Source organism: Tabrizicola caldifontis, assembly GCF_004762095.1.
GTDB lineage: Bacteria > Pseudomonadota > Alphaproteobacteria > Rhodobacterales > Rhodobacteraceae > Tabrizicola > Tabrizicola caldifontis.
The window spans coordinates 28,450-53,749 of the sequence record NZ_SIJH01000010.1; the positions used below are offsets into that span (position 1 = coordinate 28,450).

The 25,300-nt window shown below is 66.1% G+C and carries 23 protein-coding genes; 8 read left to right on the forward strand and 15 right to left on the reverse strand.

Translation table 11 applies throughout. The features are described from left to right. Nucleotides 1–9 precede the first annotated feature (9 nt). Complete coding sequence (locus EYB42_RS09720) at nucleotides 10–1,371, forward strand: MATE family efflux transporter (RefSeq protein ID WP_135449909.1); 1,362 nt, start codon at nucleotides 10–12, stop codon at nucleotides 1,369–1,371. Here the strand turns inward: EYB42_RS09720 and EYB42_RS09725 are convergent. The 3 genes from EYB42_RS09725 to EYB42_RS09735 all read right to left on the reverse strand — a co-directional run bounded on the left by EYB42_RS09725 (nucleotide 1,368) and on the right by EYB42_RS09735 (nucleotide 5,906). Continuing rightward, entirely contained in the window at nucleotides 1,368–3,395 is a 2,028-nt protein-coding gene (locus tag EYB42_RS09725) for a capsular polysaccharide biosynthesis protein (RefSeq protein ID WP_240784072.1), read from the reverse strand. The two genes, EYB42_RS09720 and EYB42_RS09725, sit on opposite strands and share 4 nt — an antisense overlap. 6 nt (nucleotides 3,396–3,401) lie before the next feature. Beyond that, entirely contained in the window at nucleotides 3,402–4,544 is a 1,143-nt protein-coding gene (locus EYB42_RS09730) for a polysaccharide biosynthesis/export family protein (RefSeq protein ID WP_240784073.1), read from the reverse strand. Between the two features lie 84 nt (nucleotides 4,545–4,628). Beyond that, on the reverse strand, nucleotides 4,629–5,906 hold the full coding sequence (locus tag EYB42_RS09735; protein WP_135449910.1) for a capsule biosynthesis protein: 1,278 nt from the start codon (nucleotides 5,904–5,906) through the stop codon (nucleotides 4,629–4,631). Nucleotides 5,907–6,050: 144 nt separating this feature from the next. On the opposite strand from EYB42_RS09735, the gene EYB42_RS09740 reads away from it, so the two are divergent. After that, complete coding sequence (locus EYB42_RS09740; protein ID WP_135449911.1) at nucleotides 6,051–6,647, forward strand: riboflavin synthase; 597 nt, start codon at nucleotides 6,051–6,053, stop codon at nucleotides 6,645–6,647. A gap of 173 nt (nucleotides 6,648–6,820) precedes the next feature. Here EYB42_RS09740 and EYB42_RS09745 read toward each other — a convergent pair whose 3' ends face one another. The 5 genes from EYB42_RS09745 to EYB42_RS09765 all read right to left on the reverse strand — a co-directional run bounded on the left by EYB42_RS09745 (nucleotide 6,821) and on the right by EYB42_RS09765 (nucleotide 11,631). Next, the gene (locus EYB42_RS09745) at nucleotides 6,821–7,330 is read right to left on the reverse strand and encodes a CarD family transcriptional regulator (RefSeq protein ID WP_135449912.1); all 510 of its coding nucleotides are present in this window, start codon (nucleotides 7,328–7,330) and stop codon (nucleotides 6,821–6,823) included. 288 nt (nucleotides 7,331–7,618) lie between these two features. After that, entirely contained in the window at nucleotides 7,619–7,957 is a 339-nt protein-coding gene (fdxA, locus tag EYB42_RS09750; RefSeq protein ID WP_135449913.1) for a ferredoxin FdxA, read from the reverse strand. A 56-nt stretch (nucleotides 7,958–8,013) separates the two neighbouring features. Beyond that, nucleotides 8,014–8,319 carry an RNA-binding S4 domain-containing protein gene (locus tag EYB42_RS09755; RefSeq protein WP_135449914.1) on the reverse strand — a complete coding sequence of 102 codons (306 nt, stop codon included), beginning with the start codon at nucleotides 8,317–8,319 and terminating at the stop codon, nucleotides 8,014–8,016. Continuing rightward, complete coding sequence (locus EYB42_RS09760) at nucleotides 8,320–11,151, reverse strand: helicase-related protein (RefSeq protein ID WP_135449915.1); 2,832 nt, start codon at nucleotides 11,149–11,151, stop codon at nucleotides 8,320–8,322. Nucleotides 11,152–11,154: 3 nt separating this feature from the next. After that, complete coding sequence (locus EYB42_RS09765; protein ID WP_167850981.1) at nucleotides 11,155–11,631, reverse strand: tetratricopeptide repeat protein; 477 nt, start codon at nucleotides 11,629–11,631, stop codon at nucleotides 11,155–11,157. 152 nt (nucleotides 11,632–11,783) lie between these two features. Here EYB42_RS09765 and EYB42_RS09770 point away from each other — a divergent pair, with 152 nt between their 5' ends. Then, a complete protein-coding gene (locus tag EYB42_RS09770; protein ID WP_135449917.1) occupies nucleotides 11,784–12,071 on the forward strand; it encodes an SCP2 sterol-binding domain-containing protein in 288 nt (95 codons plus the stop codon). After that, entirely contained in the window at nucleotides 12,068–13,000 is a 933-nt protein-coding gene (locus EYB42_RS09775) for an alpha/beta fold hydrolase (RefSeq protein ID WP_205909972.1), read from the forward strand. The genes EYB42_RS09770 and EYB42_RS09775 overlap by 4 nt, the downstream gene beginning before the upstream one ends. 86 nt (nucleotides 13,001–13,086) lie before the next feature. Here the strand turns inward: EYB42_RS09775 and EYB42_RS09780 are convergent, their stop codons facing one another. The 5 genes from EYB42_RS09780 to cobS all read right to left on the reverse strand — a co-directional run bounded on the left by EYB42_RS09780 (nucleotide 13,087) and on the right by cobS (nucleotide 16,805). After that, nucleotides 13,087–13,857: an ion transporter gene (locus tag EYB42_RS09780; RefSeq protein WP_135449918.1), complete on the reverse strand. Its 771-nt coding sequence runs from the start codon at nucleotides 13,855–13,857 to the stop codon at nucleotides 13,087–13,089. Nucleotides 13,858–13,943: 86 nt separating this feature from the next. After that, complete coding sequence (gene nusB / locus EYB42_RS09785; RefSeq protein ID WP_240784074.1) at nucleotides 13,944–14,402, reverse strand: transcription antitermination factor NusB; 459 nt, start codon at nucleotides 14,400–14,402, stop codon at nucleotides 13,944–13,946. Continuing rightward, nucleotides 14,399–14,899 carry a 6,7-dimethyl-8-ribityllumazine synthase gene (locus EYB42_RS09790; RefSeq protein WP_135449919.1) on the reverse strand — a complete coding sequence of 167 codons (501 nt, stop codon included), beginning with the start codon at nucleotides 14,897–14,899 and terminating at the stop codon, nucleotides 14,399–14,401. The genes nusB and EYB42_RS09790 overlap by 4 nt, the downstream gene beginning before the upstream one ends. 3 nt (nucleotides 14,900–14,902) lie before the next feature. After that, a complete protein-coding gene (gene ribB / locus EYB42_RS09795) occupies nucleotides 14,903–15,985 on the reverse strand; it encodes a 3,4-dihydroxy-2-butanone-4-phosphate synthase (RefSeq protein WP_135449920.1) in 1,083 nt (360 codons plus the stop codon). 70 nt (nucleotides 15,986–16,055) lie between these two features. Next, the gene (gene cobS / locus EYB42_RS09800; RefSeq protein WP_240784084.1) at nucleotides 16,056–16,805 is read right to left on the reverse strand and encodes an adenosylcobinamide-GDP ribazoletransferase; all 750 of its coding nucleotides are present in this window, start codon (nucleotides 16,803–16,805) and stop codon (nucleotides 16,056–16,058) included. 81 nt (nucleotides 16,806–16,886) lie between these two features. Between cobS and cobT the strand changes: the two genes are divergently transcribed. After that, nucleotides 16,887–17,900 (forward strand): nicotinate-nucleotide--dimethylbenzimidazole phosphoribosyltransferase, encoded by a 1,014-nt coding sequence (gene cobT / locus EYB42_RS09805; protein ID WP_135449922.1) that lies wholly within the window; start codon nucleotides 16,887–16,889, stop codon nucleotides 17,898–17,900. A 78-nt stretch (nucleotides 17,901–17,978) separates the two neighbouring features. Here the strand turns inward: cobT and EYB42_RS09810 are convergent, their stop codons facing one another. Beyond that, complete coding sequence (locus tag EYB42_RS09810; protein ID WP_135449923.1) at nucleotides 17,979–21,059, reverse strand: hypothetical protein; 3,081 nt, start codon at nucleotides 21,057–21,059, stop codon at nucleotides 17,979–17,981. 162 nt (nucleotides 21,060–21,221) lie between these two features. Here EYB42_RS09810 and EYB42_RS09815 point away from each other — a divergent pair, with 162 nt between their 5' ends. The 3 genes from EYB42_RS09815 to EYB42_RS09825 all read left to right on the forward strand — a co-directional run bounded on the left by EYB42_RS09815 (nucleotide 21,222) and on the right by EYB42_RS09825 (nucleotide 23,929). Next, a complete protein-coding gene (locus tag EYB42_RS09815) occupies nucleotides 21,222–21,917 on the forward strand; it encodes an SIMPL domain-containing protein (protein ID WP_135449924.1) in 696 nt (231 codons plus the stop codon). Between the two features lie 129 nt (nucleotides 21,918–22,046). Continuing rightward, on the forward strand, nucleotides 22,047–23,171 hold the full coding sequence (locus tag EYB42_RS09820; protein WP_135449925.1) for a hypothetical protein: 1,125 nt from the start codon (nucleotides 22,047–22,049) through the stop codon (nucleotides 23,169–23,171). Then, nucleotides 23,171–23,929, forward strand: a complete 759-nt coding sequence (locus EYB42_RS09825) for a hypothetical protein (RefSeq protein ID WP_135449926.1) — start codon at nucleotides 23,171–23,173, stop codon at nucleotides 23,927–23,929. Before EYB42_RS09820 ends, EYB42_RS09825 begins: the two co-directional genes overlap by 1 nt. A 17-nt stretch (nucleotides 23,930–23,946) precedes the next feature. Here EYB42_RS09825 and EYB42_RS09830 read toward each other — a convergent pair whose 3' ends face one another. After that, the gene (locus tag EYB42_RS09830) at nucleotides 23,947–25,236 is read right to left on the reverse strand and encodes an O-acetylhomoserine aminocarboxypropyltransferase/cysteine synthase family protein (RefSeq protein WP_135449927.1); all 1,290 of its coding nucleotides are present in this window, start codon (nucleotides 25,234–25,236) and stop codon (nucleotides 23,947–23,949) included. Nucleotides 25,237–25,300: the final 64 nt, after the last annotated feature.

Here is a 25,300-nt window from a genome sequence, read left to right on the forward strand (position 1 = left end):
GCGGAAGCCATGACACCGCAGATATCCACATCCACCCACGCGAGGGAGACCCTTGCGCTGGGCCTTCCCCTTGCCGGGTCGTCCTTGGCGCAGATGGCGCTGCATGTGACCGATGTGGTGATGATGGGTTGGTACGGCGTAGTGCCTCTGGCCGCGGTGGTCTTGGGGGCGTCGAGCTTCTTCATCGTCTTCGTTCTGGGGTCGGGCTTCGCCAAGGCTGTCATGCCGATGGTTGCCTCGGCCTTGGCCCAGGGTGACGAGACCCAGGTACGACGCGACACGCGGATGGGGTTGTGGCTGTCGATCGCCTACGGACTTGCGGTCTTTCCGATATTCTGGGCAGCGGGGCCGATCCTGCTGGCGCTTGGCCAGAAGCCGGAGGTTGCAGCCATTGCCGAGGGCTACCTTTTCCTGGCAGGTTTTGGCATGGCGCCCGCACTATGCGTCACAGTTCTGCAAAGCTACCTGTCGGCGCTGGGACGGACACAGGTGGTTTTGTGGGTCACATTGGCGGCCGTGGGGCTGAACGTCGCTGTCAATTGGGCGCTGATCTTCGGAAACTGGGGATTTCCCGAACTGGGTGCGAACGGCGCGGCGGTCGCGACGCTGACCGTGCAGGCCGCTTCGCTGCTTGCCCTCGGGCTTTATGCCGGCCTCCTGCCAAGCCTGCGTAGGTTCCATCTGTTCCAGCGCTTCTGGCGGGCGGACTGGCCCGCGCTGCGCCAGGTCTGGCGGCTTGGCGTGCCGATCGGTCTGACCGGGCTGGCCGAGGGCGGTCTGTTCCAGGCCTCGGCGCTGATGATGGGTTGGATCGGGGCAGTCGAACTGGCGGCCCACGGCATCGCACTGGAGGTGGCGGCCCTGACCTTCATGCTGCACGTCGGCCTTTCCAGCGCCGCCACGATCCGTGTCGCCCGCTTTGACGGCCGCGGCGACCGGGCCAACTTGCGAAGGGCAGCGCAGGTGGCGCTGCTGATCTCGCTGGCGGTGGCACTTGCCTCGGTCGCACTGTTCCTGGCCTTCCCCGAGCCGATCATCGCGCTGTTTCTGGACATGGAAAAGCCGGACAGCGCGGCGATCCTTGCCTATGGCTCGGTCCTGCTGATCGTGGCGGCGCTGTTCCAGCTGGCGGACGGCATGCAGGTGATGGCGCTGGGGCTTCTGCGCGGGATCCGGGATACGCGTGTGCCGATGGTCCTGGCCGCAGTCAGCTATTGGCTGATTGGTATCCCTTGCAGCTATGTGCTGGCCTTTCCGCTGGGCATGGGCGGGGTCGGGTTGTGGCTGGGGTTGGTCGTGGGGCTGGTCTGCGCTTCGGTCAGCCTGATGTGGCGGTTCTGGCGGCTGGTGCGCCAGGCGCCGGAGGACTAGCGCCAGAGCGGGGCAAGGCTTGCGAAGCGGCCCTGAAGCCTTGCAAGTAGCCGATGCAGCCGTCCGGGCAAGGGAATGGCACCAGCGGCCAGCCGGTCAAGCACGACCTCTGGCGGGCAGGGGCGGCGGCTGACCGGATCCCAGTAGCGGGGATAGGCGATCAGTGCGGCATGTGCCAGCGTTGCCAGGTCGGTCCTGCCGCGCCGGTCCGGCACCGGGCCGAGGTCGCGGGTCAGGCCCCAGCCGGCATAGAATGGTGTACCAAGACAGGTCACCGGCACGCCCCGGAGCAGCGCCTCGAAGCCCAGAAGCGAGGTCATGGTCCAGACCTCGTGCACCTGTGCCAGCAGCGCGATCGGGTCTGCCACGGGCAGCACCATATCGGCGAGGTTCCGAAGATCGGCTTCGGCAAGCGCCCCCGGCCGCAGACCCGCGACCACATCGGGATGCGGCTTGTAGATCAGGATGGCCCCCGGATTGGCCTGCCGCGCGGCCTTCAGCAGCCCGAGGTTCGTCCGCACCTCGCCCGCGCCAAGCAGGATCGAGGCGTCGTCCTCTACCTGGCCGGGAACGAGGATGCGGTGGCCTGCGGGCAGCGGCGGCAGGGGCGGGGCGGCAAGGTTGTATTTCGAAAGCCCTTCCGCCCGCAGCCGCGCAAGCAGACGTTCGGCCCGGTAGCGTCCGCCGGGGGGCAGCGGCGTCTTGATCAGCTCCTCAAGCCGCGAGGGCCGTGTCGGATCGTAGTAGATCCCGCGGTCGTCGGTGACCAGGCTGAGGGGTGGAACGAGGTTCGCCCCCAGCCCGCGGGATCGCAGGAACCCGTCCTCGACCCGCAGGCAGGCAGCCGTGGGACGGAAGTCGCGGGGTTCCTTGCCAGCCCAGACCAGAAGGCTGCGCCCCGTCATCTGCGCCAGCCTGTCAGCCGCCTGCGGGTCGCTGCGGAAGCGCACCGCCTTGTGGCCGCCGAAGATGGCCTGAATCCGGCCACGCTTCCACAGCCGCATCCCGGTGGCAACATGACCGCGCCGATCCTCGCGGAACGCCCGCACCTCGGCTTCCAGCTGGTCCAGCGCCTCTTCCAGAGGGCACAGCCGGTCTCGGCATGGATCATACCAGAGCGGCGCCACGATCATTGCCCCCGCAAACAGCTGTTCCGCTGTCAAACGGCGGGTGCGGCGGGGCAGGGGGGCTTCGTCCTGTGTCAGGCCCCAGCCGGCATAGAAGGGCTGGCCGAAAACCCTGGGGCGATGGCCATGAAGAATCGCCTCGAAACCCAGCTGGCTGGAAACCGTATAAACGGCGCTAGCCGCCGCCAGCAGCCGATGTGGCGACACTGGCGCGGTCAGCAGCGTCACCCGTCCGCCCGCATCGGCCGACCCGAAATGCCCCCTGCGCAGGCCGGCGGCGGTTTCTGGATGGGTGCGGATCACGATCCTTGCATCGGGGTTTTCGGTCAGGGCAGCAGTCAGCATCCGCCTGAATGTCGCTGCCGAGGCCCCGGAGTGGAGGATCGAGGCATCGCCACGCGTCTGGTCCGCCACCAGGATGAAGCCTGGATCGGGCACTGGCAGATCCGGGTCAAAATTGTTGTATTTCGACAAGCCATGATATCTTATCCGGGCTATCAGAGGCGCTGCACGATCCAGAATGTTCGAATCCTGCAAACCGTTCTGAAGGGTGTGCTCCAGCAGCGACGGGTTCCGGCTGTTGAAGTGTATGCCCAGCGGGTCGAAGATCAGGCCAAGTGGCGGCTCGCCCCTGGCCCGGCCAGGGTGGACCGAGCGCAGGAAGGCATCCTCGACCCTTACCAGCGGCAGGCCGTGACGCCGCGCCAGGATCTCGCCGCGCCATGCCGTCGGGCTGCAGCCCCAGACCAGAACCCCATCACCCGGTCGCGGCAGGCCGAAGCGCAATTCGTGCCCGGCCAGATCCAGAACCCTGTGCAGGCGCCGGTCGCGAAGAAAGGACAGGTTCTGGTGCCAGAGCCGCCGAGGAACCCCGCTCAGCAGCCCCTGCGCGCCCACGGCGGATCAGTTGCTGCGGTCGGCGGTGTTGGCAAGGTTCGTCGCCGCCCCCGTGGTTCCGGTGATCGCGCCGAGCACCTTCTGCCAGCGAACGAAGGGCGCTTCCGTCACATACAGCGTGTCGCCATCGCGGATCTGGAAATCGCGCGCCTCGAACAGACCGGTGGGTTCGGTCAGGTTCAGGACATAGACGATGCGCTGGTCGCCGATCAGGTCGTTTCGGCCCAGCACGGCCCGGGCGATGGCTTCGCTTTCGTCGCGCAGGACAAAGACGCCCTTCGGATCGGCCGCATTGGTTAAAAGGCCCCCGACCATGGCAATCGCCTCCAGCGCGGACAGCGTCTCGGATTCGAAATCGACCTTGCTCTGCCCGCCCGTCGCGCCAAGGGCGATGAAGCTGCGGCTGTCTTCCTCGACCACGATCTTGTCGCCCGGGCGCAGGGCGATGTCGTTGGCCGGATTGGCATAGAGATCCTTCAGCCATACCTTGCCGGAATGGTTCCCCCGGGTAAGCCGGATGATCGCGATGTCGGGGTCGATCGCCACGCCCCCCGACCTTGCCAGCATGGTCGCAAGGGTGCGTGTGGCGGCTTCGATCGGGTAGACACCCGGCCCGGCGGCGCGTCCGGCAACCGACACTGTGGCCCCTGCCCCCGCAGCCCGTGCGACGGTGACCTGTGGGTCCGGCGTCTGGCCTTCAAGTTGGCGCGTGATCGCCTGGCGTACGCCCTCTGGCGTCTGGCCGGCGGCTCGGATGCGCCCGGCATAGGGCAGGAAGATATAGCCCTGGCCATCTACCTGAACTTCGCTCAGCGGGGTGACGCGCTGGCCTGTGTTGCCAAGCAGGGGGTCGTCCTTCACATTCTCGAACACCGTGATGGACAGCACGTCGCCTGCGGCAATCGTATCCGACCCCATGAGACCGGCTTTGCGGAAGGCCTCGCTGAAACCGAAGGTCGGCTGCACCGCCGTCGCGCGCGAGACCTCCGGCGTCACCTCGACGACAAAGGCGTTTCCCTTCTTCTCGACCGATCCGGACAGGATCTCGCTCTTGGTCGGGCCGGAACGGGGCAGACCGCAAGATGCAACGACTGCGAACGCCGAAACCAGCCCCAGCGCCTTGATCGTTGAGGAACGGACTCGATTCACTCTGCCACCTCGCAGGATTCTTCGCTGCCTATGGCTGGAAATCTATTCAAGGCGTGATCCTCCCGCCAGATGGGCCTACGGTTTTCATCGCACAACGCGCAACTGTTGCCGGGGTGCCGCTTTTCCATGCAACAGGGCTTCGTAGGGATCGTCTTGCGCCAGCATCATGTCGACAACTTGCCGCAGCAGCGCCCGCCGGCCCCGGGCGGAATAGTAGCCGCCCACGACTTGCGACGTTTCCAGCAGAAATTGGCGATAGTCGCGGTAGGCGCGTGTGTCGGGGCGGTTCGGGGCGGCAAAGAACTCTGCCAGTGGCTGGTCGGAAACGAATTCGGGCTTGTCATAGACGGCAGCCCCGAAACTGCGCAACGGCACCCCGCGCCAAAGTGCCTGCTGCCCGGCGGTGGAATTCACCGTCACGGCGGATCGTGCGTCATTCAGCAATTCCGCCAGCTTGCCTCCACGCACGAAATGGACCCGGCCACCGATTCCGTGCACGGCGGCAAGACGCCGGATCTCGGGCAACAGCGGTACGCGACCGTCCTCCAGCGGATGGGCCTTGAAGACCAGATGATGATGCCGGGGGGCGCCTGCCGCGAAGCCCCTGATCACCAGATCGATGAAGTCGGTCATGCTGGAAAAGGGCGAATGCGTGCGGAAGCTGGCGTCATGTTCCAGCTGCAGGATCGCGAGGTGATAGGGAAAGCCGCCGCGCCGGATACGGGCTGTCGCTATCCGTCGCTCGAGCCGGTGGAAGGGCATGAGCAGGAAGCGTTTGAGATAAAGCGCGAATTCCTGGCCGACCGTCAGGGCCCGGTGCGGGCGGAAATTGCGGTAGGCGCGGCCGCCCAGTGCGACGAAGCCATGATAGATCGCCCCCCAGAACATGTGTTGGCGCATGTCGCCCCATGTCGCGGGCATGTCGGGCAGGTCGGGATCAACGTTTGAAAGCGCGGCCCGCATCTCGGGCAGCGTCAGATCCATAAGCCGCGAATGTCCGTTCGATCCCCCGCGTTCGTAGGTGATCCAGTAGGGGCGCAGGTAGCCTTCCTCGAACACATGGACGGTCAGGCCCCGCATGCGGGCAATGCGTATCGCCTGGGCATGGACCGGTCTGGTGTCGCCATAAAGCACCAGGTCGGTGATCTGGTGACGGTCGATCAGGCGGGTGCAGGTTTCGGGCCAGGCGGTCTGATCGTCCTTGAAGGGAATGTAGCCTTTGCCAGGCCAGAACACCCTGTCACCAAAGTTGAACCCAACGCGCCAGACCTCTGCCCCTGCGGCGCGAAGGTGCTGGGAAAGGCTGTGGAACCAGGGGCCGTGCGGGCCTTGCAGCAGAAGGAAGCGGCGATTCAGGTTCACGGCGTCCCGGCGGTTAGCGCGATTGTGTGGATCCCTTTCCGCAAGAGCAGCAATCCGGCGCAAGTGCAAGGTTTCTTTGCGGCAAACGGGGCTGGACTTGGGGCATGGCGCAGGCTTAGGTCAGGCAGAAGCGAGGAGACCGGGATGTTCACGGGAATTATCACCGATGTGGGGCGGATCGTCGAGACGAAGGTGACCGGCGACCTGCGGGCGCGGATTGCGACTGGCTATGATGTCGAGGGAATCGACATCGGCGCCTCGATCGCCTGTGACGGGGTTTGCCTGACCGTCGTTGCGCTGGGGGCAGAGCCGGAAGGCTGGTTCGACGTGGAAATCTCGGCCGAAACGGTGTCGAAGACCAATCTTTCGGGCTGGGTGCCGGGCAAGCGGGTGAACCTGGAGCGGGCGCTGAAAGTCGGTGACGAGCTGGGTGGCCACATCGTGTCGGGCCATGTCGATGGGGTGGCCGAGGTGGTGGGCGTTACCCCAGAGGGCGGGTCGCTTCGTGTGCGCCTTCGCGCCCCTGCGGATCTGGCCAGGTTCATCGCGCCAAAAGGATCGGTGGCCCTGAATGGAACCTCGCTGACGGTGAACGAGGTCGAAGGGGCGGAATTCGGCGTGAACCTGATCCCGCACACGCAGGAAGTGACGACCTGGGGCGAGGTCAAGGTCGGGGATCGCGTGAACCTGGAAGTGGACACCATGGCCCGCTATGTGGCGCGCCTGCGCGAGTTCGACTGAGGCCGCCCCCGGGGCTTCGCGCCGACCGTGTCCTGTCGGACAGGCCGGTGTCGAGCTGCCTCATCAAGGGCACCCCGTTGAGACAGAGCGACAGTCCGCTACGCACGATCTGGCTTTCGGCAAACGAAAACGGCGGCCCGCCAAGGCCGCCGTTTTGCAGTGTGGTGAAACGATCAGGCCGCGCGGCCAAGAAGGACGCTGTCCACCTGCTTGGCCGCACCCGCCTCATCCACGCCGGAGACTGCGGCGACTTCGCGGGTAAGCCGTTCCAGGGCGGCCTCGTAAAGCTGACGTTCCGAATAGGACTGTTCGCGCTGGTCATCGGCGCGGTGCAGGTCACGCACGACCTCGGCGATGGACAGCAGGTCGCCCGAATTGATCTTCTGTTCGTACTCCTGCGCGCGGCGCGACCACATGGCGCGCTTGACCTTCGCCTTGCCCTTCAGCGTGTCCAGCGCCTTGGAGACCACATCGGGCGCCGACAGCGGACGCATGCCGATTTCCGCCGCCTTGTGGGTGGGGACGCGCAGCGTCATCTTGTCCTTCTCGAAGGAGATGACGAATAGTTCCAGCTGAATCCCGGCGATCTGCTGTTCCTCGATCGAGATGATCTTGCCCACGCCATGCGCAGGATAGACGACGAAATCGTTGGGACGGAATTCAGGCTTCTTCGGTTTGGTCATTCGGCACATTCCCCAGATCGGAAACCCCTTCCGCAACAAACACCGCGCACCCGGGCACCCCAGCCCTGGTGTGTGGTGTCAGTTTGTCACAAAAGCAGCCGGCCTAGGCACAGTGCTCTAAGCCGTCAGACAGGTTTCCATGCTTGTTTGTAAAGGTTTCATAACACAAACCACGCCCGATTCCAACTGTCGCGGAATCAGGCACCCACAGGCTAACATGCTGCGATTACTGGAATATCTCTCATCTCACCGATTCGTGGTCACATGGGGCCACGAATCGGACTCCGTTCAGCCGCCGGTGCCCGGAGCTTCCGAGAAATATTTCTCTCGTTTGTTCGGTTCGCCGTCTCGTTCTTCGTGACCCGGCAGCGGATCCTTCTTGGTAACGATCACCGGCCACATCTGCGCGTATTTTCGGTTGAAGGCGACCCATTCCTCCATGTCCGGCTCTGTATCCGGGCGGATCGCATCGGCAGGGCATTCCGGTTCGCACACGCCGCAGTCGATGCATTCGTCGGGGTGGATGACGAGCATGTTCTCGCCTTCATAGAAACAGTCTACCGGGCAGACCTCGACGCAGTCGGTGTATTTGCAGGCGATGCAGTTGTCGATGACGACATAAGTCATGGGCCGGCCTCGAAGCGGATCGTTTGCATGGCAGTTAGAGCAGGCGCACAGATCATTCAAGCCGGTCCGGCGTCAAGGTCGATATACAGTGTCTGCGCTTCGCTTGCCGGGCCGCGTCGCAGGCCAAGCGCCACGATGCGGATCACCCGGATGCGCGACCCCTGAGGGAAGGTGAGGGTATCGCCTTCGGTCACGTCGCGCCCGGGACGGGTGACCCGGATGCCGTTCACCCGCACGGCCCCGGCCTCGATCGCCTCGGCGGCCAAGCCGCGCGACCTGAAGAAGCGCGCCTGCCAAAGCCACTTGTCCAGCCGCAGTCTTGCGCTGGCGTCCGGGGTGGGCCTGCCCGAAGGCCCGGCCAATCAGACCTTGCCCTTCAGCGCCAGCAGCGCGGCAAAGGGGTTGTCGGGGTCGATGGGCTTTTCGTTCCGCGGCGGGCGCGCCTCGAAGCTTTTCTGCCGGTCCTCGCGCGGGGGCTTGCCACCCTTGGCTTGCGGGCGGTCACCCTTGGCATGATGCTTCGGACGGTCGCCTTGCGGGCGGTCGCCCTTTGGCCGATCCCCCCGCGGACGGTCGCCTTCCCTGCGTTCGGGTCTGGGGCCGCGTTCGCTGCGCTCGGGGCGCTGGTGGCGGGGCTTCGGTGCCCAGGTGAAGGTGTAGAACACCTCCAGTTCCGGCGCGGCCTCGGGTTCCGGCGCAGGTTCGGGCGCCAGGATAGAGACCTCTTCTGGGATCGGGACGCCGGCGGCTATGGCGGCTGCGGCTTCCTCGGAGATCTCGGGCTCTTTCGGTGTTTCGGCGGCCTTGACCTTCGGGCGTTCACCCCTTTCGCCCTTGTAGCCAAGTCCCGCCATGAGGTCGGCGAACTGCTCGAGGGTCATGCCGGTGATCGACAGCATGTCGGGCGTCGCCTCGAAGCCCGCGCGGCTGTCCTTCTGGCGCAGGATGTCGGCCAGGCGTTCCAGCATGTCGATGCGGATCGCGCGGCTGCCTGCCGGGTGATAGCCGGCCAGCGTGTAATGGCTTTTCGGAACCTCCGCCACGTTCGGAATGGTGACAAGGCCCGGCGGTGGCGATTCGGGGAATTCCTGCAGCCCGTTCCACAATGACCAGAGCACCAGCCGCAGCCGGGTGGGCGCGGGTTTCAAAAGCGCGGGCAGGAAGATGGTGAACTGGCCGAAGCGCACCCCGTGCTTGCGCAGGCTGGCGCGGGCCTCCTGGTCCAGCTCCTTGACCTCGGCCGCGACCTGGTCGCGGGGCAGGACGCCCATAGCCTCGGTCAGGCGGAAGGCGAAGCCGCGGGCAAGGCCGGTCAGGCCCTCGTCGCGGGACATGGCGAGCAGCGGTTCGAACTGGGCGGCAACCTTGCGGTCGATGAAATGCTGCAGGCGACGGCGGACCTTTTCGGCGACCTCGGGGCCGGCTTCTTCGTCAACGAAGGCCTCGACGGCCGGTTTCAGCGGTTCGGCGCCCTTGACCAGCTTGCCCACCGCCGTCGTGCCCCACATGAGGCCCCCCTGTTCGGTGAAGTCCAGCTCGGTATCTGGGGCATTGTAGAAGCGGTCGGCGCGCAGGTGGAATTCCGGCTTCAACGCCTGAATTGCGGCCTGCGCCAGCGTGCGCGCTGCATCCGCTGTGGCGCTTGCATCCTGCCGGAAGCGAAAACCTTCCAGACGGCCCGCGTATTCGCCTTCGACCGTCACTTCGCCCTTGTCGTTCACCTCGGCCACGAGGATCTCCTTCTGCTTCAACCGGCGAAGGAGGACACTCGTCCGCCGGTCGACAAATCGTTGGGTCAGCGCCGCATGCAGGGCATCCGACAGGCGGTCTTCTACAGCGCGGGTTTCCTCGCGCCAATGGGTTTCGTCTTCGACCCAGTTTTTCCGCTGGGTGACGTAGGTCCACGTGCGGATATGGGCCAGCCGGCGCGACAGGGTCTCGATGTCGCCTTCTGTCTTGTCGATCCGCTGGATCGCCTTGGCCAGCCAATCCGACGGAATCCGGCCACCGCCAAGCCCGCGGCCGACCAGAAACTCGAATATCCGCGCAAGCAGCGTCGTGTGCTCGGCGCCGGAAGAGGAGCGGAAGTCGGGAATCCGGCAAACATCCCACAGAAGCCGCACGCGCTTGGGCTCGGTCAGCCTGTCCTGCACCTCGGGCAGTGCCGCCAGCGCCTTCAGCGCCAGAAGATCGTCGGCATCCCGCGCGCGGGTCAGCCATTCGTTCGAGGTGGGCTCCTCCAGGCTGCGGATCAGCCGCTCGGCACTGCCGAAGTCGAGCGATTCGTTGCGCCAGTGCAGTTTCCTGACCGGGGCAAAGCGGTGGGTCTCGATCGCCTCGACCAGATCTTCGTCGAACGGCCGCGCCTCGCCGGTGACGCCGAAGGTGCCGTCCTCGGTGTGCCGACCGGCGCGGCCGGCGATCTGGGCCAGTTCCTGCGGGTAAAGCGGGCGCATCCGGCGGCCGTCGAACTTCGACGTGGCGGCAAAGGCCGCGTGCTTGATGTCGAGGTTCAGCCCCATGCCGATGGCGTCGGTGGCAACCAGATAATCCACGTCGCCGTTCTGGTACATCGCCACCTGAGCGTTGCGTGTGCGCGGGGACAGCGCCCCCATCACCACAGCGCAACCGCCCTTCTGGCGCCGGATCAGCTCTGCGATGGCATAGACGTTCTCGACGGAAAAGCCGACGATGGCCGACCGCGCGGGCATCCGGCTGATCTTCTTCGACCCCGCATAGCGCAGGGTGGACATCCGTTCGCGCTTCAGGAACGTCACGTGCGGCACGAGGCCCGCAATAGCCCCCCGCATGGTGTCTGAACCGAGGAAAAGCGTCTCGTTCAGCCCCCGCGCGCGCAGAAGCCGGTCGGTGAAGACATGGCCGCGTTCGGGGTCGGCGCAAAGCTGGATCTCGTCCACTGCGACAAAATCGGCGCCGATGTCCAATGGCATCGCCTCGGTGGTGCATACCCAGTATTGCGTGCGGTCGGGCACGATACGTTCCTCGCCCGTGACCAGCGCCACCACCGAGGGGCCGACGCGGGCGACGATGCGATCATAGACCTCGCGTGCCAGCAGTCGCAGCGGCAGGCCGATGACACCGGTGCGGTGCGCCAGCATCCGTTCGATCGCGTGATGGGTCTTCCCGGTGTTCGTCGGCCCGAGGACCGCCGTCACCCGCCGCGGGGCGTCCATGGATCAAAGCTCCTGGCCCGTCTGCTGGGCTTCCAGCCGTTTAACGCCTTCTGCCGCGCCCGCAAGATGCGGATGGATGGCCAGGGCGGCCCTGTAGGCTGCAAGCGCCCGTTCGGGTTGTCCCGTTTCTTCCAGAATGGTCGCAAGCCCCGACAGCGCCCCGAAATGCCGGGGGTTCAGCGCAAGGGTCCGGGCGATGTCGTAGAGGGCGGGTCCGAATTCGCCGGCCTGGTAGAAGGCCGTCGCCCGCGCATTCCAGCCTTCGGCAAAGCCGGGATCATGGTCGATGATTGCGGTGAAGTGTTCGATCGCCTGGGTGGTGTCGCCCATCGCCAGCGCGTCGCGGCCGCGCTGCAGCAGAAGGTCAAGCGCCGCCGAGCCCGATTTCGACCATTCGATGCGGATTTCCTTCTCGATCCGGCCCGCTGCCGCACCGTCGGCCGATTGAAGCCGGGCGAGCAGATCGTCCAGCCTCGACATGTCCTGCGACGCTGCAGGGGTGCAGGACAGGAAAAGCGGCACAAGTGCCGCAACGATACGATTGAGAAGTCTTGCCCGGACACCCATAACGGGAAGGTAATCGATCCGCGCCAGATTGCCAGTGGCGTCGGGGTCACGAAGGAGAGACTTGCATGAGCGAAATGATCGACGCGGCGGTGAAGGCCCTTTCCGCCAGGCTTGGGGGCCGGTTTGACGGGGTGGCAAAATTCGTGATCCCTGGCGAAGGTGCCATCATGCTGGACGCCAACGGCGTGCGCGCCGGAGATGAGGAGGCCGATGTGACCCTTACGGCTGATGCAGAGGTCTTCCGTTCGATTCTCGAAGGCAGCACCAATCCGACCATGGCCTTCATGACCGGCAAGCTGAAGGTCGATGGCAGCATGGGCATGGCGATGAAGCTTGGTTCGGTGCTGGGGTGACGCCCGCACCTTTTCATGCCGCGCTGGCCGAGGGACCACCCGGGCCCTCGGTCGTCTGGCTTATGTCGGGGGCCGTGCGCATCCGCGTGGCCTGGTGGAAGGCGGGCGACAAGGGAACGGTGCTATTGCTTCCAGGAAGGACCGAATGCATCGAGAAATACGGTCGCGCTGCGGGCGATCTGGTCGCGCGGGGCTTTTCCGTCATCACGCTTGACTGGCGCGGACAGGGTCTTGCCGACCGGGCGCTGCCCGACCGTATGGTGGGCCATGTCGACGACTTTGCCGAATATCAGCAGGATCTGGATGCGATGTTCGCCCAGGCCCGGGCTGCGGCCTTGCCCGAGCCCTACTACATGCTTTCCCATTCGATGGGGGGCTGCATTGGCCTGCGCGGGCTGATTCGGGGGCTTCCGGTCAAGGCTGCCGTCTTTTCGGCGCCGATGTGGGGCATCGCCATGGCCGCCTGGCTGCGCCCCATGGCTTCGGTCGTGGCGGCGGTGGCACGGCCGCTTGGTCTGGCACATCGCTATGCTCCGACCACGGGGGGTGAGTGCTACCTGTTGCAGGTGCCCTTCGAGGGCAATGTCCTGACCACTGACCGCGAAATGTGGAACTACATGCGCCGCCAGGTTGCCGAGGTGCACGATCTGGCGCTGGGCGGGCCATCGCTTGCGTGGCTGGGGGCGGCGCTGCGGGAATGCTCTGCGCTTGCCGCGCTGCCCGCGCCGAAAACGCCGGCGATCTGCGCGCTTGGCACGGCCGAGAAGGTGGTGGACGTGGCCCCGGTGCATGTGCGGATGGCCGGATGGCCGAACGGACAGCTGGACCTTTACCCGGGGGCGGAACACGAAATAATGATGGAAGGCCCCGCAACCCGCGCCCGGTTTTTCGATCGTGCCGCCGCTCTGTTTCAGGCGCACCGCGAATAGGGACGCGGCTGATCGCTCTTGTTGCAACGGTCTTTGCAGGGGCGCAGCAAAGAGCGATCGAAGAAATGCGACGGCGGTGCCGGGATCTACCTTGCGTCGAGCTTGCGCTCGATCTCGGCCAGCCGCGCCAGCACCTTTTCCTCGAAGGCATGGGTTTCCTCGCGCGTTTCTTCCGACGCGGCTTCCTGCATCGAATTCACGATCAGACCGACGATCAGGTTCATCACTGCGAAGGTGGTCATCAGGATGAAGGGCACGAAGAAGGCCCAGGCATGAGGATAGACCTCCATCACCGGCCGCACGATCCCCATCGACCAGGACTCCAGCGTCATGATCTGGAACAGCGAATAGGCGCTGGCGCCCAGGCTGCCGAACCAGTCGGGGAAGCTGGCGGCGAAAAGCTTGGTCGCGATCACCGCAGCGATGTAGTAGATCAGAAGGATCAGCAGGAACACCGACCCCATCCCCGGCAGTGCGCGGCCAAGGCCATTGACCACGCGCCGCAACGAAGGAACAGCCGAGACCACCCGCAAAACCCGCAGGATGCGCAGGGCCCGCAGCACGGAAAAGCCGGCCCCCGCCGGCGCCAGCGATATGCCGACAATCACGAAGTCGAAAAGGTTCCAGCCAGAGCGGAAGAACCGCAGCCCCTGGGCGTAAAGCCGCGCGGCGAGTTCCGCCACGAAGATCGCAAGGCAGGCCTGATCGAGCCGGACCAGAAGCAGGCCCGCGCGGTCCATCGCGGGCGGAAATGTCTCCAGCCCCAGGACGACGGCGTTCACCAGGATGACCCCGATGAGGAAACGGGTGACGTCGGGGCGGTCTAGAAACTGTCCGACAGCTGCGCGTGTGAACATCTGGGCCTTCCGGTCTGAAGTCTTGTCGCGCCGCATATGGAGTGCCCCTCGTGCGCCGTCCAGACCCCGCCCGACAGAGTCGTGGTTCAAAACGCGTCGGGCCTGGCCTCGCGCGCCATGTGGTCCAGCACGGCGTTCACGAACTTCGGCTCCCTGCCATCGGGGAAGAAGGCCTTGGCCACATCCACATATTCGGTAATCGCCACCTTGGGCGGGGTTGCCATGTCCACCAATTCCGCCCCTGCGGCGCGGAACAGCGCGCGCAGGACCGGGTCGATGCGGTCGATCGGCCAGGTCGCCACCAGGGCGCGGTCGGTCATCTGGTCGATCTTCGCTTGCCAGTTGACCGCCGATCCGACGACGGCGCGGAAATGATCCACGTCACCTTCGGCAAATTCGCCTTCCTCGTAGGTCGCGCCGAAACGATGCGTTTCGAACTCGCGCGTCACCGCCTCGACCGTCTGGCCGGAGGCTTCCATCTGGAACAGCGCCTGCACGGCATAAAGCCGGGCTGCGGATTTCATCTGGCGCTTGTCAGTCTTCATGCGCGAAAGCCGATCCCCTTGGTCTTCCCGGCCCATTTGCGCGAAAGGGCGATCAGGTGCAAGGCCGCGGCGGCAGCACCGCCGCCCTTGTTCTGGCCGAAAGGGTCGGCACGCACTTCGGCCTGGGCACGGTTTTCCACCGTCAGGATCCCGTTGCCGATGCAGGCGCCCTGCAAGCCCAGAAGGCTGAGCGCACGGCTGCTGTCATTGCAGACCGTATCGTAATGCGTGGTCTCACCCCGGATCACGCAGCCAAGCGCGACATATCCGTCGTATTCAGCCAGCCGTTCTGCCATGGCGATGGCAGAAGGGATCTCAAGCGCGCCGGGCACCTCGACCTGATCGACCTCGGCCCCGCATTTTTCGGCGATGGCGCGGGCTCCCGTGACCAGGTTGTCGGCGATGTCCTTGTAATAGGGCGCCACGACGATCAAGAGCTTCACGGGCTTGTCGAAGGCAGGAAGCGGCAGGGTGTAATGGGTTTCGGCGGTGGCCATGGGCTATTCCTTGATCGGGCGGGTGCCCGCGATGGTCAGGTCATAGCCTTCCAGCCCGATCAGCTTCGGCGCCTTGGAATTGGTAACCAGGGTGATCTTCCGCAGCCCCAGCGAGGAAAGGATCTGCGCTCCGATCCCGTACTGCCGCAGCGTCTGGGGCGAATGTTCCCCTTCTTCGACCATCTTCATCGTCGTGTCGCGCAACAGGACAACTGCGCCGCGCCCCTCGGCCGCGATGATGCGCATTGCCGCGGGCAGGTCGCTGCCCTCGCCCAGGCCCAGCACGTCCTCAAGCGGGTTCAGCGCGTGGACGCGCACCAGCACGGGGTCGGGTGTGCTCAGATCGCCCTTGCTGAGCACCACATGGTCGGCGCCCTGCAATTCGTCGGTGAAGATGCGCATCAGCCAGTCGCCGCCGTGGATCGAACTGACCGACCGGACCGAACGTTCCTTGACCAGATTGTCGTGCTTGCGGCGGTAGGCGATCAAGTCGCTGATCGTGCCGATCTTCAGTCCGTGCTTCTGGCCGAACTGGATCAGGTCCGGCAGGCGCGCCATCGTGCCGTCGTCGTTCATCACCTCGCAGATCACGCCAGAGGGGTTCAGCCCCGCGAGCCGTGCCACGTCCACTGCGGCCTCGGTATGGCCCGCGCGCACCAGAACCCCGCCATCCCGTGCACGCAACGGGAAGATGTGGCCGGGGCTGGCGATGTCGGCCGGCCCCTTGGTCGGGTCGATTGCCACGCTGACCGTGCGCGCCCGGTCGGCGGCCGAGATGCCGGTGGCAATACCTTCCACCGCCTCGATCGATATGGTGAAGGCCGAGGAATGCCGGCTGGAATTCTTGCGGTCCATCAGCTCTAGGCCCAGCTGATCGACACGTTCGGAGGTCAGAGCCAGGCAGATCAGCCCGCGGCCATGTGTGGCCATGAAATTTATCGCCGACGGCGTGCACATCTGCGCCGGGATCACCAGGTCGCCCTCGTTTTCGCGGTCCTCGTGATCGACCAGGATGAACATGCGCCCGTTGCGGGCGTCCTCGATGATGTCCTCGATCGAGGAGATGGCGTCGGAGTATCTGGACATGGGCGGTGCCTCACAAGCTGGTTCTGCCCATCTATCGTGGCCCGGGCGCAAAGGCCAGAGGGTGCCCGGCTCAGATCCGTGCAGCCAGGACGGTCAGGCAGGCGGCTTCGGCCAGTTGCTGCGCGGCGCCAAGGATGTCGCCGGTCTGGCCGCCAATACGCGCCCTGGCGGAAAGCGCGAGCCAGAGACAGACCGCAGCAGCAGCGGCCAACATCGGCAGAGCGGAAAGCCCGGCAAGGATGAAGGCAATGCCCCCGCCCACGGCCAACCCTATCAGCGCCCCGCCCCAGGAGGGGCGACCCGTCGCATGGCTGAGGCCCTGGCCGCGCGCATTGGGCAAACCCGCCATGATCGCCGCCATCGGCACTCGGCTCAGCGCGCCAACAGCTACCAGCGCGGACCAATGCTGCCCGTGCAGAAAAATCGCCGTCAGGGCCGACCAGCGGGCGAGGGTCACCAGCACAACCGCCAGCACACCGTAGCTGCCGACGCGGCTGTCCTTCATGATTTCCAGCCGCCGTTCGCGTGTCCAGCCGCCGAAAAGACCGTCGGCCGTGTCGGACAGGCCGTCCTCGTGCAATCCCCCGGTCAGCATAGCAGCGAAGGCAAGGACCATCGCCGCCGTTACCCCCGGCGTTACCCCCAGCCACATTGCCGCGTCCGCCAGTGCGGCCGCCAGCGCCCCCAGAACTGCACCGACAAGCGGCCAAGCCCAGGCGGACCGCGCCCCTGTGCCCCGGTGGTCTGGAAGCGGAAGGCGGGAGAGAAGGGCGAAGCCCGACAGAAGATCGGGCAGCAGACGTGCCGGAATGTCGCGAATGCTGGACAATTGGGCCCTTCCCGGCTGGCAATCACAGGGGCCATGGGGTAGCCCCATCCGCATCCTGGATCAACTGCCGAGATGACGATGACCTTCCAGACCCTTGCCGAACTGCGTGCCCTTCTGTCCGATCTGCCGATGCCCGATCCGGCGGCCATCGCAGCGGCCGAGGCGCGGAACGGACAGTTGACCAAGCCGCCGGGGGCGCTGGGTCGACTGGAGAAGCTTGCGGTGTGGATGGCAGGCTGGCAGGGGACCGAAAAACCCCGTGCTGACCGGCCGCAGATCGCGATATTTGCCGGAAATCATGGTGTTGCCGCCAAGGGTGTTTCCGCCTTTCCGGCCGAAGTCACCGTGCAGATGGTGGCCAACTTCACCCACGGTGGTGCAGCGATCAACCAGCTGGCCAAGGCTTTCGGGGCAAGGCTGGACGTCCATGCGCTTGACCTGGACCACCCGACCGCCGATTTCACCGAAGGTCCGGCGATGACCGAGGCAGAGGTCGTCGCTGCCCTGCGCAAGGGGTTCGAGGCGGTCGATCCGCAGGCCGATCTTTTCGTTGCTGGCGAGATGGGCATCGGCAACACCACCTCTGCCGCCGCAATCGCCACCGCTCTTTACGGCGGTACTGGCTGGGCTGGTCGCGGCACCGGGGTCGATGATGCGGGCCTGCGCCGGAAGGAGGCTGCCATAGCAGCAGGGGTGGAGCGGAACCGCGCGCTTCTGGGCGATCCGCTTCAGGTGCTGCGTGCCCTGGGAGGGCGGGAAATCGCGGCGATGGCCGGGGCGATCCTTGGTGCGCGCATGGCGCGGGTGCCGGTGATCCTGGACGGATTCATCGCCTGCGCGGCCGCGGCGGTTCTGGACCGGGCCGCGCCTGGGGCGCTCGACCATTGCATCGCCGGCCATCAGAGTGCAGAGGGCGCCCATGCCCGCCTGCTGGAAAAGCTGGGAAAGGAGCCGTTGCTGGCGCTCGGTTTGCGGCTGGGCGAAGGTTCCGGCGCGGCGCTGGCGATCGGTGTGGTCAAGGGGGCGGTTGCCTGCCATTCCGGCATGGCGACCTTTGCCGAGGCGGGCGTGGCTGGGGGGGGATGAGGACGCGCACGTCGGTGACTTCGTCACTCCTCGCCCGGCGTCCGAAGGATGGCGCCGCGAGGCGGCGAGGCCGCCTGTTCAGGTCTTGGGCATCTTCAGCGAAAGAAGCTTGCCGCCTTTCTGGTAGCGCACCTCGGTTTCAGTGATCGCCATGATCGTGCCACCATCAATCTTGTCGCCCACCTTCACCTTCTTGTAGCGCCCGTTCGACTGCCGGATCAGAGCTGTGCGGCGTGAGTCGGTGCCGTATGTCCCGATCAGGTTGAGTTTCGAAAGGTTGATTGCCTTGGTGTAGGTGGCCTGCTTTGCAACATTGGCCTTGGTTGGAATCTTCGGGGCAGCGACCGCGATTTCGGGTTCGTCGACCTCCTCAAGTTCTTCGGGTTTCAGGGCGGGGGCGGGGGCTGCTGCCGCTGTAACGATGACCTCGGGTTCCGGCTGCAGTTGGGGCTCGCGGACGGCAGCTGCCACTGCGGCTTCGACTGCCCGGCTCAGGTCGCGGGGGCGGTCTTGCGGGCGCTTCGAGATCGCAACGATAGACGGGTTCTCTGCCTCCATCGCGGCAGCGGCGGCAAGCCGCGCTTCGGCTTGGGCTGCCAAAGAGGCGGCCTGAGCACCAAGATCGACCTCTGCCTCAGCTTCCTCTGGGCGGGCGGCAGAGGCAGCGGCCAGCACGGCATCAGGGCGGGGCAGGGGGCGCGTGCTTGCGAAGTCGCTTGCCGATTCGGTGACAAGCGCGGCGCCGTCGTCTGTCGCCGGCACAAGCCCCTCTGGCCGCGCGCGCGGGCGGAACCCGGCCAGTGACGGGTCGGAAGGCGCCGGTTCGACCGCCGGCTCTTCGACCGTTGCGACCAGCGACGCATCGGCTGGCGAAGTCGTGTCCTGCCCTTCGGTCGCAGCCACGGGTTCCGCAGCTGCGGCGGCAGCCGCCAGGGCAGCGGCAGCCGCGGCCTCGCTGCGGGGCGGCGGCACGCGCGGCGGCTTTCCGGCGATCAGCATCACGCCGTCGGGGCTGAGAATGCCTTCGGGCGTCGGTTTCAGCAGGCCGTCCGGGCCGAACTGGTAGACGGTGCCGAAGGCGGGTGGCGGCATGGGGCGGTCGGGCGCCGCGTCTGCCGTGACCGCCGGTGCCGGAAGCGCCAGCGCATCCAGGGCCGGGGGCGGCGCGTCCATGGCGGAAAGGAAGATCTCGTCCTGGTCTTCGGCGGGGGCCTGCGCGGCCGTAAGGTCGGTCGCGACTGCCGTGGTCGGTGCGGGTTCCGGCGTGGTCGGTGCGGGTTCCGGGGCCGGCGCCGGTGCGGCCGCTGGGGCCACAGTGTCCGGTTCCGGCTCTGCGGCTGCCAGCGCTGCCTGTGCAGGTGAGGGGGCGACATCGGTTGCGACGGTGTCCTCAGGCAGATCGGCACCGGGGGCATCGGCCGGTTGCCCGTCCCCTGCAATGTTCACCGGCAGGGCTTCGGTCGCCGGTCCTGCGGTTGCAGCCGTGAGATTGGTCTGAGGATCGGTGCCGGTCAGGGAGGGGGCAAGCTCTGCCGGATCCTGGAGGTCGGCGAGCATCTCTTCATCAACGCCCGGCGTTGCATCAAGGCTGGCCAGGGCCGGATCACTTTCTGGCGCGTCGTTGCGCGCGAGGTAGAAGGACGACCACGCTGCTACAAGGGCGAGGAAGATCAGAAGCAGCGCCACCAGCACCATGAACACTACGCCCGACCGGCTCTTGGGCGGAGCGGCAGTGCCGAAGGTGCCGCCCGGTCGGGCAGGCGACTTGACCGTGGTCGGGCCAGACGTGGTGGCGATGGCTGCGGCATCGGGCATGCCGGCCTTCCCTTTCGGCCTCGCCCGCGTGCCCGGGATCGTGGGCGAGGTAACAGGTGCCGAAAGCCCCTTGATGCCAGCCGGCCTGGGGATCGGTTGGCCTAGCCTTGCGCCCGGCGCTGGCGGGCGAGCGGTTCCGGTTTCGTTGCGCGTGGCGGCGCCCACCGGTGCGGCTGCGCCGCTGCCACCCGCGCGGCGACTGGCGAAAGCCACCATCGCCACCGTGGACGATGCAGGGGGGATGTCGTCTTCCACGGGTTCTGCCCGGCCCGGTGCCGGCTTCAGGCCGGCCGGCATGGGTGGGATATCGTCGGCTTCCGGGAAGGCGGAGGTATCCGTCACATGGGCAAAGGGTGCCTCTTCCATCTCGGGCTGCGAGACGGGCGCGTCCGTTGCCGGGGGGATGGTGTCAGGCGTCGCAGTGCCGGTGGGCGGTTCTTCTCGCTCCAGTTCCCGCAGCAGAGACTCGGGCAGGGCGTCGTCATCGGCGGCTTCGGCGCCCTTGTCCACAGCATCCGGTGCCGGGCCGGCCTTTTCGGAAACTGCGGCTTCGGTCGCAGGCGGGCTCGCCGGGTGCGGTGTCGGAACCTCTGGCAAGTCGGCGTTCAGCGCCTCTTCCAGGCCCGGAAGCGGTTCTTCGTCAGGGTCCGCAGCGGTGGCGGCAACGGCGGGCGTGGCGGGTGGCTCTGCCAGCGTTTCCGGCGGCGTCTGTGACGCCGGTTCGGGCTCTTCCTCCGGGGGGGAGGCATCTGCCACGGGTTCCTTTACAGGCACCTCGCGTGAGGCAGAGAGCAGGTCGCGTTGCAGAATCGTTACCGGCTCTCGATCCCGATCGACGCTTTCGCCGGGGGGAAGAACGGTGTCGGCGGCGACGGTCTGGCCGAACCAGGGCTCGCCGACAAACTTGCCCTCTTCGGGGATCGCGACGAAGGAAACCGGATTCAGCCGATGCTGGACGGCGAAGGCCTCGGCCTCTTCAAGCGTTTCGCGTGCGACGACGGCGACCTTGACGGTTGCCCCCTTGCCCGACCAGTCGAAGACCAGATCCTCGACCGCATAGGGGGTGCGCCCTTCCAGCGCCGCGGCGATCTGGCGGCGCTTGTCGTTGCGGCTGGGGCCAGGGGCCTCGATCTCGGTGTAAAGGATCTGGCTGTTCGGGAGGATGATCTTTGTCGCAAAGCCGATCGGCGACAGGCCAAGCGCGGTGCGGCGCAGATAATCCAGCGCGTCAGCCATGTCGGGGGCGTCGAAGGCGACTTCGCCGATGGAAAGCCAGCCCTTCGGCGTCCGATGCAGCAGCGCTATGGCGTCGCGGGTCAGGTCAAGTGCGAATGTCGGTTTCATGGGGCCGGGTCTAACACGGAAAATCTGCGTGCGGGAACGTGTTCCGCCGCGTTGCCGCACAACTACAGCAGCTTTTTGCCGAAAGAAAGGAAAACGGCCAAGGATCCGCTTGCGGCCTGCGTCACAACTCCGAAATCTAGCGCCAGTCAAAGGAGTAGACCGATGCGCCTTGTTCAAGCCATGATCCTGTCCGCCGCCCTGGCCCTGCCCCTGTCTGGCCCGGGGGCTGCCGAGGAGGCAAAGGCCCCCAGGATCGTCGTGACGGCAACCGGGACGGTCGAGGTGGCCCCGGACATGGCCACGCTGACCATCGGCGTCACCACCCAGGGCGACACGGCCGCCGCCGCGCTTGCCGCCAACAGCGCCTCGGTCGAGGCAGTCATGGCCCGTCTGGCCGCCACCGGTGTCGAGGCGCGCGACATGCAGACGTCGAACCTGTCACTTTATCCCAACTGGTCGGGTACTGAAGGCATGGCGCCCACCATCGCGAATTATGTCGCCTCGAACCAGGTGACGATCCGAATCCGCAAGCTTGATGCGCTTGGGGCGATCCTGGACGCCGCGGTTGCCGACGGCGCCAACACGTTGAACGGTCTGGCCTTCGGGCTGGCCGATCCCGACCCGCTGCTGGACGAAGCCCGCAAGAAGGCCGTGGCCGCGGCGCGCGCGCGGGCCGAGCTTCTGGCTGCCGCAGCCGGGGTGACGCTGGGCCCCATCGTCCAGATCAGCGAGGGCGGCAGCTGGAGCGAGCCCGCGCCCATGTATCGCGCAGAGGTGGCGGCCGCACCGGTGCCGGTCGCCGGGGGAGAGGTTGGTCTATCCGCGACGGTGACCATCCAGTACGAAATCTCCCGGTAATCGCCGGCCCAAGCGGCGAAATTCGCAACAGTTCCGCCGTTTGGGCCTTATTTTGCCCAAGTCTGCAAGCAGTGATCCTGCAGGCAACGACAGTGGCAAGGCAGGGGAATGGTGCGCGCGGCGTTCAGAATGCTGGTTTTCGGCGCCATCCTTCTGGCGGCCCTGGCCTTTGTCGTCCTGCACCCGCGCATGTTCGAGGCCATCCTGGCTGACTCGGCGATCACCTTTCTGGAAGGGCTGACCGGGCCGGGCGCGGCCGGCGCGCCGCGCAACGCCGGTCAGTCGCCGGCCGATTACCTAGAGGACGGCGCAGAGGGACTGCTGGCGCAGGGGCCGATCGCCGCAGGGCCGGGCAACAGCCCCGTCTTCATCCGCGATGCCGTGACCGGCTACTCCGTGCGCCTGGCAACGGGTGTCCCGGCAGAAATCACAACGATCCGCCCCATTCTGGGGTGTCGCCTGACCCCCCCTCAACCCGGCAGCATCGTCGGCCATGTGGTCGCCGGCAGCAGCGGCGTTGCCACGGCTCTGGCAACCTACAACGATACGCATCTTGCAGCCGAAGTGCAGGTCTTCGTGGACCATTACCGCAGGACCGGCATGTCAGATCCCGCGCAGGCCTCCGCCCCGGCCTACGAGGCTTATGATGTGGCCGTTACCGAGACGCGAGCCCCGGTATATCTGGTGCTGGAAAGCGGGACCGGCAACCGGTTGTGGAACATCCACCTCGCCGAAGGCGCGCGGATCGAACGGGTTGTGCTGCTGGGTGCGGATCAGGCCGGGGTTGCCAATCTTGATCCGGTCGTGCCGGTCGAGGTTCTGCTGAACGGCGGCCTGCGCGCGTGCGACATCGAGCCGGCCTATGTGCTGAATCCGGGGCACCGCCTCTATCAGGATCTCGCCAGCGGCTCGTCCACGGCGGCCGAGGCAGACCAGCGGGTTGCCGCGCAACTGGATGCGGCCATGCGGTACGACACATGGTTTCATGACAGTTTCGGCGTGAAGGCGGGCGAAAGCCGGATCGGTTATGCGGCAGGCACGATCTCGATCATCGGTCCGGTGCCGGGTGCGGGCGAACCCAAGGCGGTTTCCGCCCCGATCCTTGGCGCCAAGGTGCGAATGACCCGCGACATCTATCTGGAAATCGCAGGCCAGGTGCCGGAGGGCGAGGATTTTGCCTCGCGCGTCCGCGCCATCGCCACCGCCTTTGCCTTCGGTGATCTGACCAATCTTCGACAGGGGGCACGGTTCTGATGCTGCGCCTGCTGATCTCGACCGGGCTGCTGCTCATGGCCGCAGGATTTGGCGCTGCCGGCTGGCAGTTCTGGCAAGGGATCGACCCCGGCAATCCCGGCATGGCCACAGAACGCGCCAATAGCGCCGATACAGGGCAGCCCTGGCTGATCTCTGCCACGGGCACCCCGGTTTCCCGGCTGGAAGCCGAAGCATACCTGGCGCAAGAGCGTCTGGTGCCGGCGCGACGCGCGACTCTGACCCTGAAGGCCAACCTGGCCGCCCTGCTTTCCCAAGGCGAGAAGCTTCCGGAGGAGCCCTATCTTCAGGTTCTGGCCGACATCCGTGCCCCGGTGCTTGCCCGGCCCCTTTGTGCCGTACTGACCGAACGTATCGCCGCAGACTGCGCCGTCGATTCCGCCCGGGTGGTCGAGGGCAGCGTCGATGCTTTGCAGGGAACGGCGGCATTTCGCATCGAACTTGTCTACCGTCTCAAGCCCCAGGATCAGGAGATGCCGGATCCTGCCAGCCATGTCCTGAATCAGCGCGCTGTCGAGCTGGAGATTGCCGACAACGCTGCGGGGGCGGCCGAAGCAGCCCTTGGCAACGCGATCGACGTTGCTACGATTGCCTGCAACAATGCCGGCAAGTTCTGTCGGCTGCTGCGGATCGACCTTGATCTTCTGGCGGCATCGGGGCGCGCACATATCGCCTGGCTGGCCCCGATGCCAGCGGGGATGTCGGTTGCCCCGCTGCTCGGCCCCCTGGTCGGACACTGAGCGGCGGGAAGGGGGCCTCAGGCCGTTGCCTTTGCCAGGGCCTGATCCAGATCGGCAATGATGTCGCGCACGTCCTCGATCCCGATCGAGACCCGCACCACATCCGGCGCCGCGCCGGCCTTGACCTGCGCCTCGGGCGTCAGCTGGCGGTGCGTCGTCGAGGCCGAATGGATGATCAGGCTGCGCGTGTCGCCCAGGTTCGCGACATGGCTGAACAGCTTCACATTGTCGATCAGCCTGACGCAGGCCTCATAGCCGCCCTTCACGCTGAAGGTGAACAGCGCGCCCGGCCCCTTTGGCGTGATCTTCTGCGCCAGGTGATAGTAGGGCGAGGACTTCAGCCCCGGCCAGGTGACCGTACCGATCCGCGGATCCTGTTCCAGCCATTCGGCGACGATCTTCGCGTTCTCGACATGGCGCTGCATTCGCAGGGCCAGCGTCTCGATTCCCATCAGCGTGTAATGTGCCCCCTGCGGATTCATGGTCATGCCGAGGTCGCGCAGCCCGATGGCGATGGAGTGGAAGGTGAAGGCCATGTTGCCGAGCGTCGGGTGGAAGACGAGGCCGTGGTAGGCCGGCTCGGGCTGCGAGAGCGAGGGGAACTTGTCGTCCTTTGACCAGTCGAACTTGCCAGAATCCACGACGATCCCGCCGGTGACCGTGCCGTTGCCGGTCAGATACTTGGTGGCCGAATGGACGACGAGCGTCGCGCCATGTTCGATCGGGCGGCACAGGTAGGGGCTGGCGGTGGTGTTGTCCACGATCAGCGGGATATGGGCCTGGTTCGCCACCCGAGCGATGGCGGGCAGGTCGCTGATCGCGCCGCCGGGGTTGCAGATCGTTTCGCAGAAAAGCGCGCGGGTATCGGCGTCGATCGCAGCTTCGATCGCCTTGGGGTCATCGAAATCGACGAATTTCGCCGACCAGCCGAACTTGCGGATCGTGTTGGAGAACTGCTGGATCGTGCCGCCGTACAGCTTGGTTGACGCCACGATGTTGCGCCCCGGCTGCATCAGCGGGAACAGTGCCATGATCTGCGCGGCATGGCCCGACGAGCAGGCAATGGCACCCGCCCCGCCTTCTAGCGCCGCAACGCGGTTGGCCAGCGCCGAAACTGTCGGGTTGGTCAGGCGCGAATAGATGTATCCCACTTCCTGAAGGTTGAAGAGTTTGGCCGCGTGGTCCGCATCGCGGAAGACGTAGGCCGTGGTCTGATAGATCGGCACCTGCCGCGCGCCGGTCGCGGGGTCGGGCTCTGCCCCGGCGTGAATGGCAAGGGTTTCAAAGCCAAGGGGTCTTTCGGTCATGGGTCATCCCTCCGTGTTCGGACGGCAGGGTAGGGGAGGATGCGGGGTCTGGCAACGGGGCACG

What these genes read in the sequence shown, in the direction of transcription:
- EYB42_RS09720 (WP_135449909.1), top strand. Translation starts at nt 10, where the DNA reads ATGACACCGCAGATATCCACATCCACCCACGCGAGGGAGACCCTTGCG.
- EYB42_RS09740 (WP_135449911.1), top strand. Translation starts at nt 6,051, where the DNA reads ATGTTCACGGGAATTATCACCGATGTGGGGCGGATCGTCGAGACGAAG.
- EYB42_RS09745 (WP_135449912.1), bottom strand. Translation starts at nt 7,330, where the DNA reads ATGACCAAACCGAAGAAGCCTGAATTCCGTCCCAACGATTTCGTCGTC.
- fdxA (WP_135449913.1), bottom strand. Translation starts at nt 7,957, where the DNA reads ATGACTTATGTCGTCATCGACAACTGCATCGCCTGCAAATACACCGAC.
- EYB42_RS09760 (WP_135449915.1), bottom strand. Translation starts at nt 11,151, where the DNA reads ATGGACGCCCCGCGGCGGGTGACGGCGGTCCTCGGGCCGACGAACACC.
- EYB42_RS09765 (WP_167850981.1), bottom strand. Translation starts at nt 11,631, where the DNA reads ATGTCGAGGCTGGACGATCTGCTCGCCCGGCTTCAATCGGCCGACGGT.
- EYB42_RS09770 (WP_135449917.1), top strand. Translation starts at nt 11,784, where the DNA reads ATGAGCGAAATGATCGACGCGGCGGTGAAGGCCCTTTCCGCCAGGCTT.
- EYB42_RS09780 (WP_135449918.1), bottom strand. Translation starts at nt 13,857, where the DNA reads ATGTTCACACGCGCAGCTGTCGGACAGTTTCTAGACCGCCCCGACGTC.
- nusB (WP_240784074.1), bottom strand. Translation starts at nt 14,402, where the DNA reads ATGAAGACTGACAAGCGCCAGATGAAATCCGCAGCCCGGCTTTATGCC.
- EYB42_RS09790 (WP_135449919.1), bottom strand. Translation starts at nt 14,899, where the DNA reads ATGGCCACCGCCGAAACCCATTACACCCTGCCGCTTCCTGCCTTCGAC.
- ribB (WP_135449920.1), bottom strand. Translation starts at nt 15,985, where the DNA reads ATGTCCAGATACTCCGACGCCATCTCCTCGATCGAGGACATCATCGAG.
- cobT (WP_135449922.1), top strand. Translation starts at nt 16,887, where the DNA reads ATGACGATGACCTTCCAGACCCTTGCCGAACTGCGTGCCCTTCTGTCC.
- EYB42_RS09810 (WP_135449923.1), bottom strand. Translation starts at nt 21,059, where the DNA reads ATGAAACCGACATTCGCACTTGACCTGACCCGCGACGCCATAGCGCTG.
- EYB42_RS09815 (WP_135449924.1), top strand. Translation starts at nt 21,222, where the DNA reads ATGCGCCTTGTTCAAGCCATGATCCTGTCCGCCGCCCTGGCCCTGCCC.
- EYB42_RS09820 (WP_135449925.1), top strand. Translation starts at nt 22,047, where the DNA reads ATGCTGGTTTTCGGCGCCATCCTTCTGGCGGCCCTGGCCTTTGTCGTC.
- EYB42_RS09825 (WP_135449926.1), top strand. Translation starts at nt 23,171, where the DNA reads ATGCTGCGCCTGCTGATCTCGACCGGGCTGCTGCTCATGGCCGCAGGA.
- EYB42_RS09830 (WP_135449927.1), bottom strand. Translation starts at nt 25,236, where the DNA reads ATGACCGAAAGACCCCTTGGCTTTGAAACCCTTGCCATTCACGCCGGG.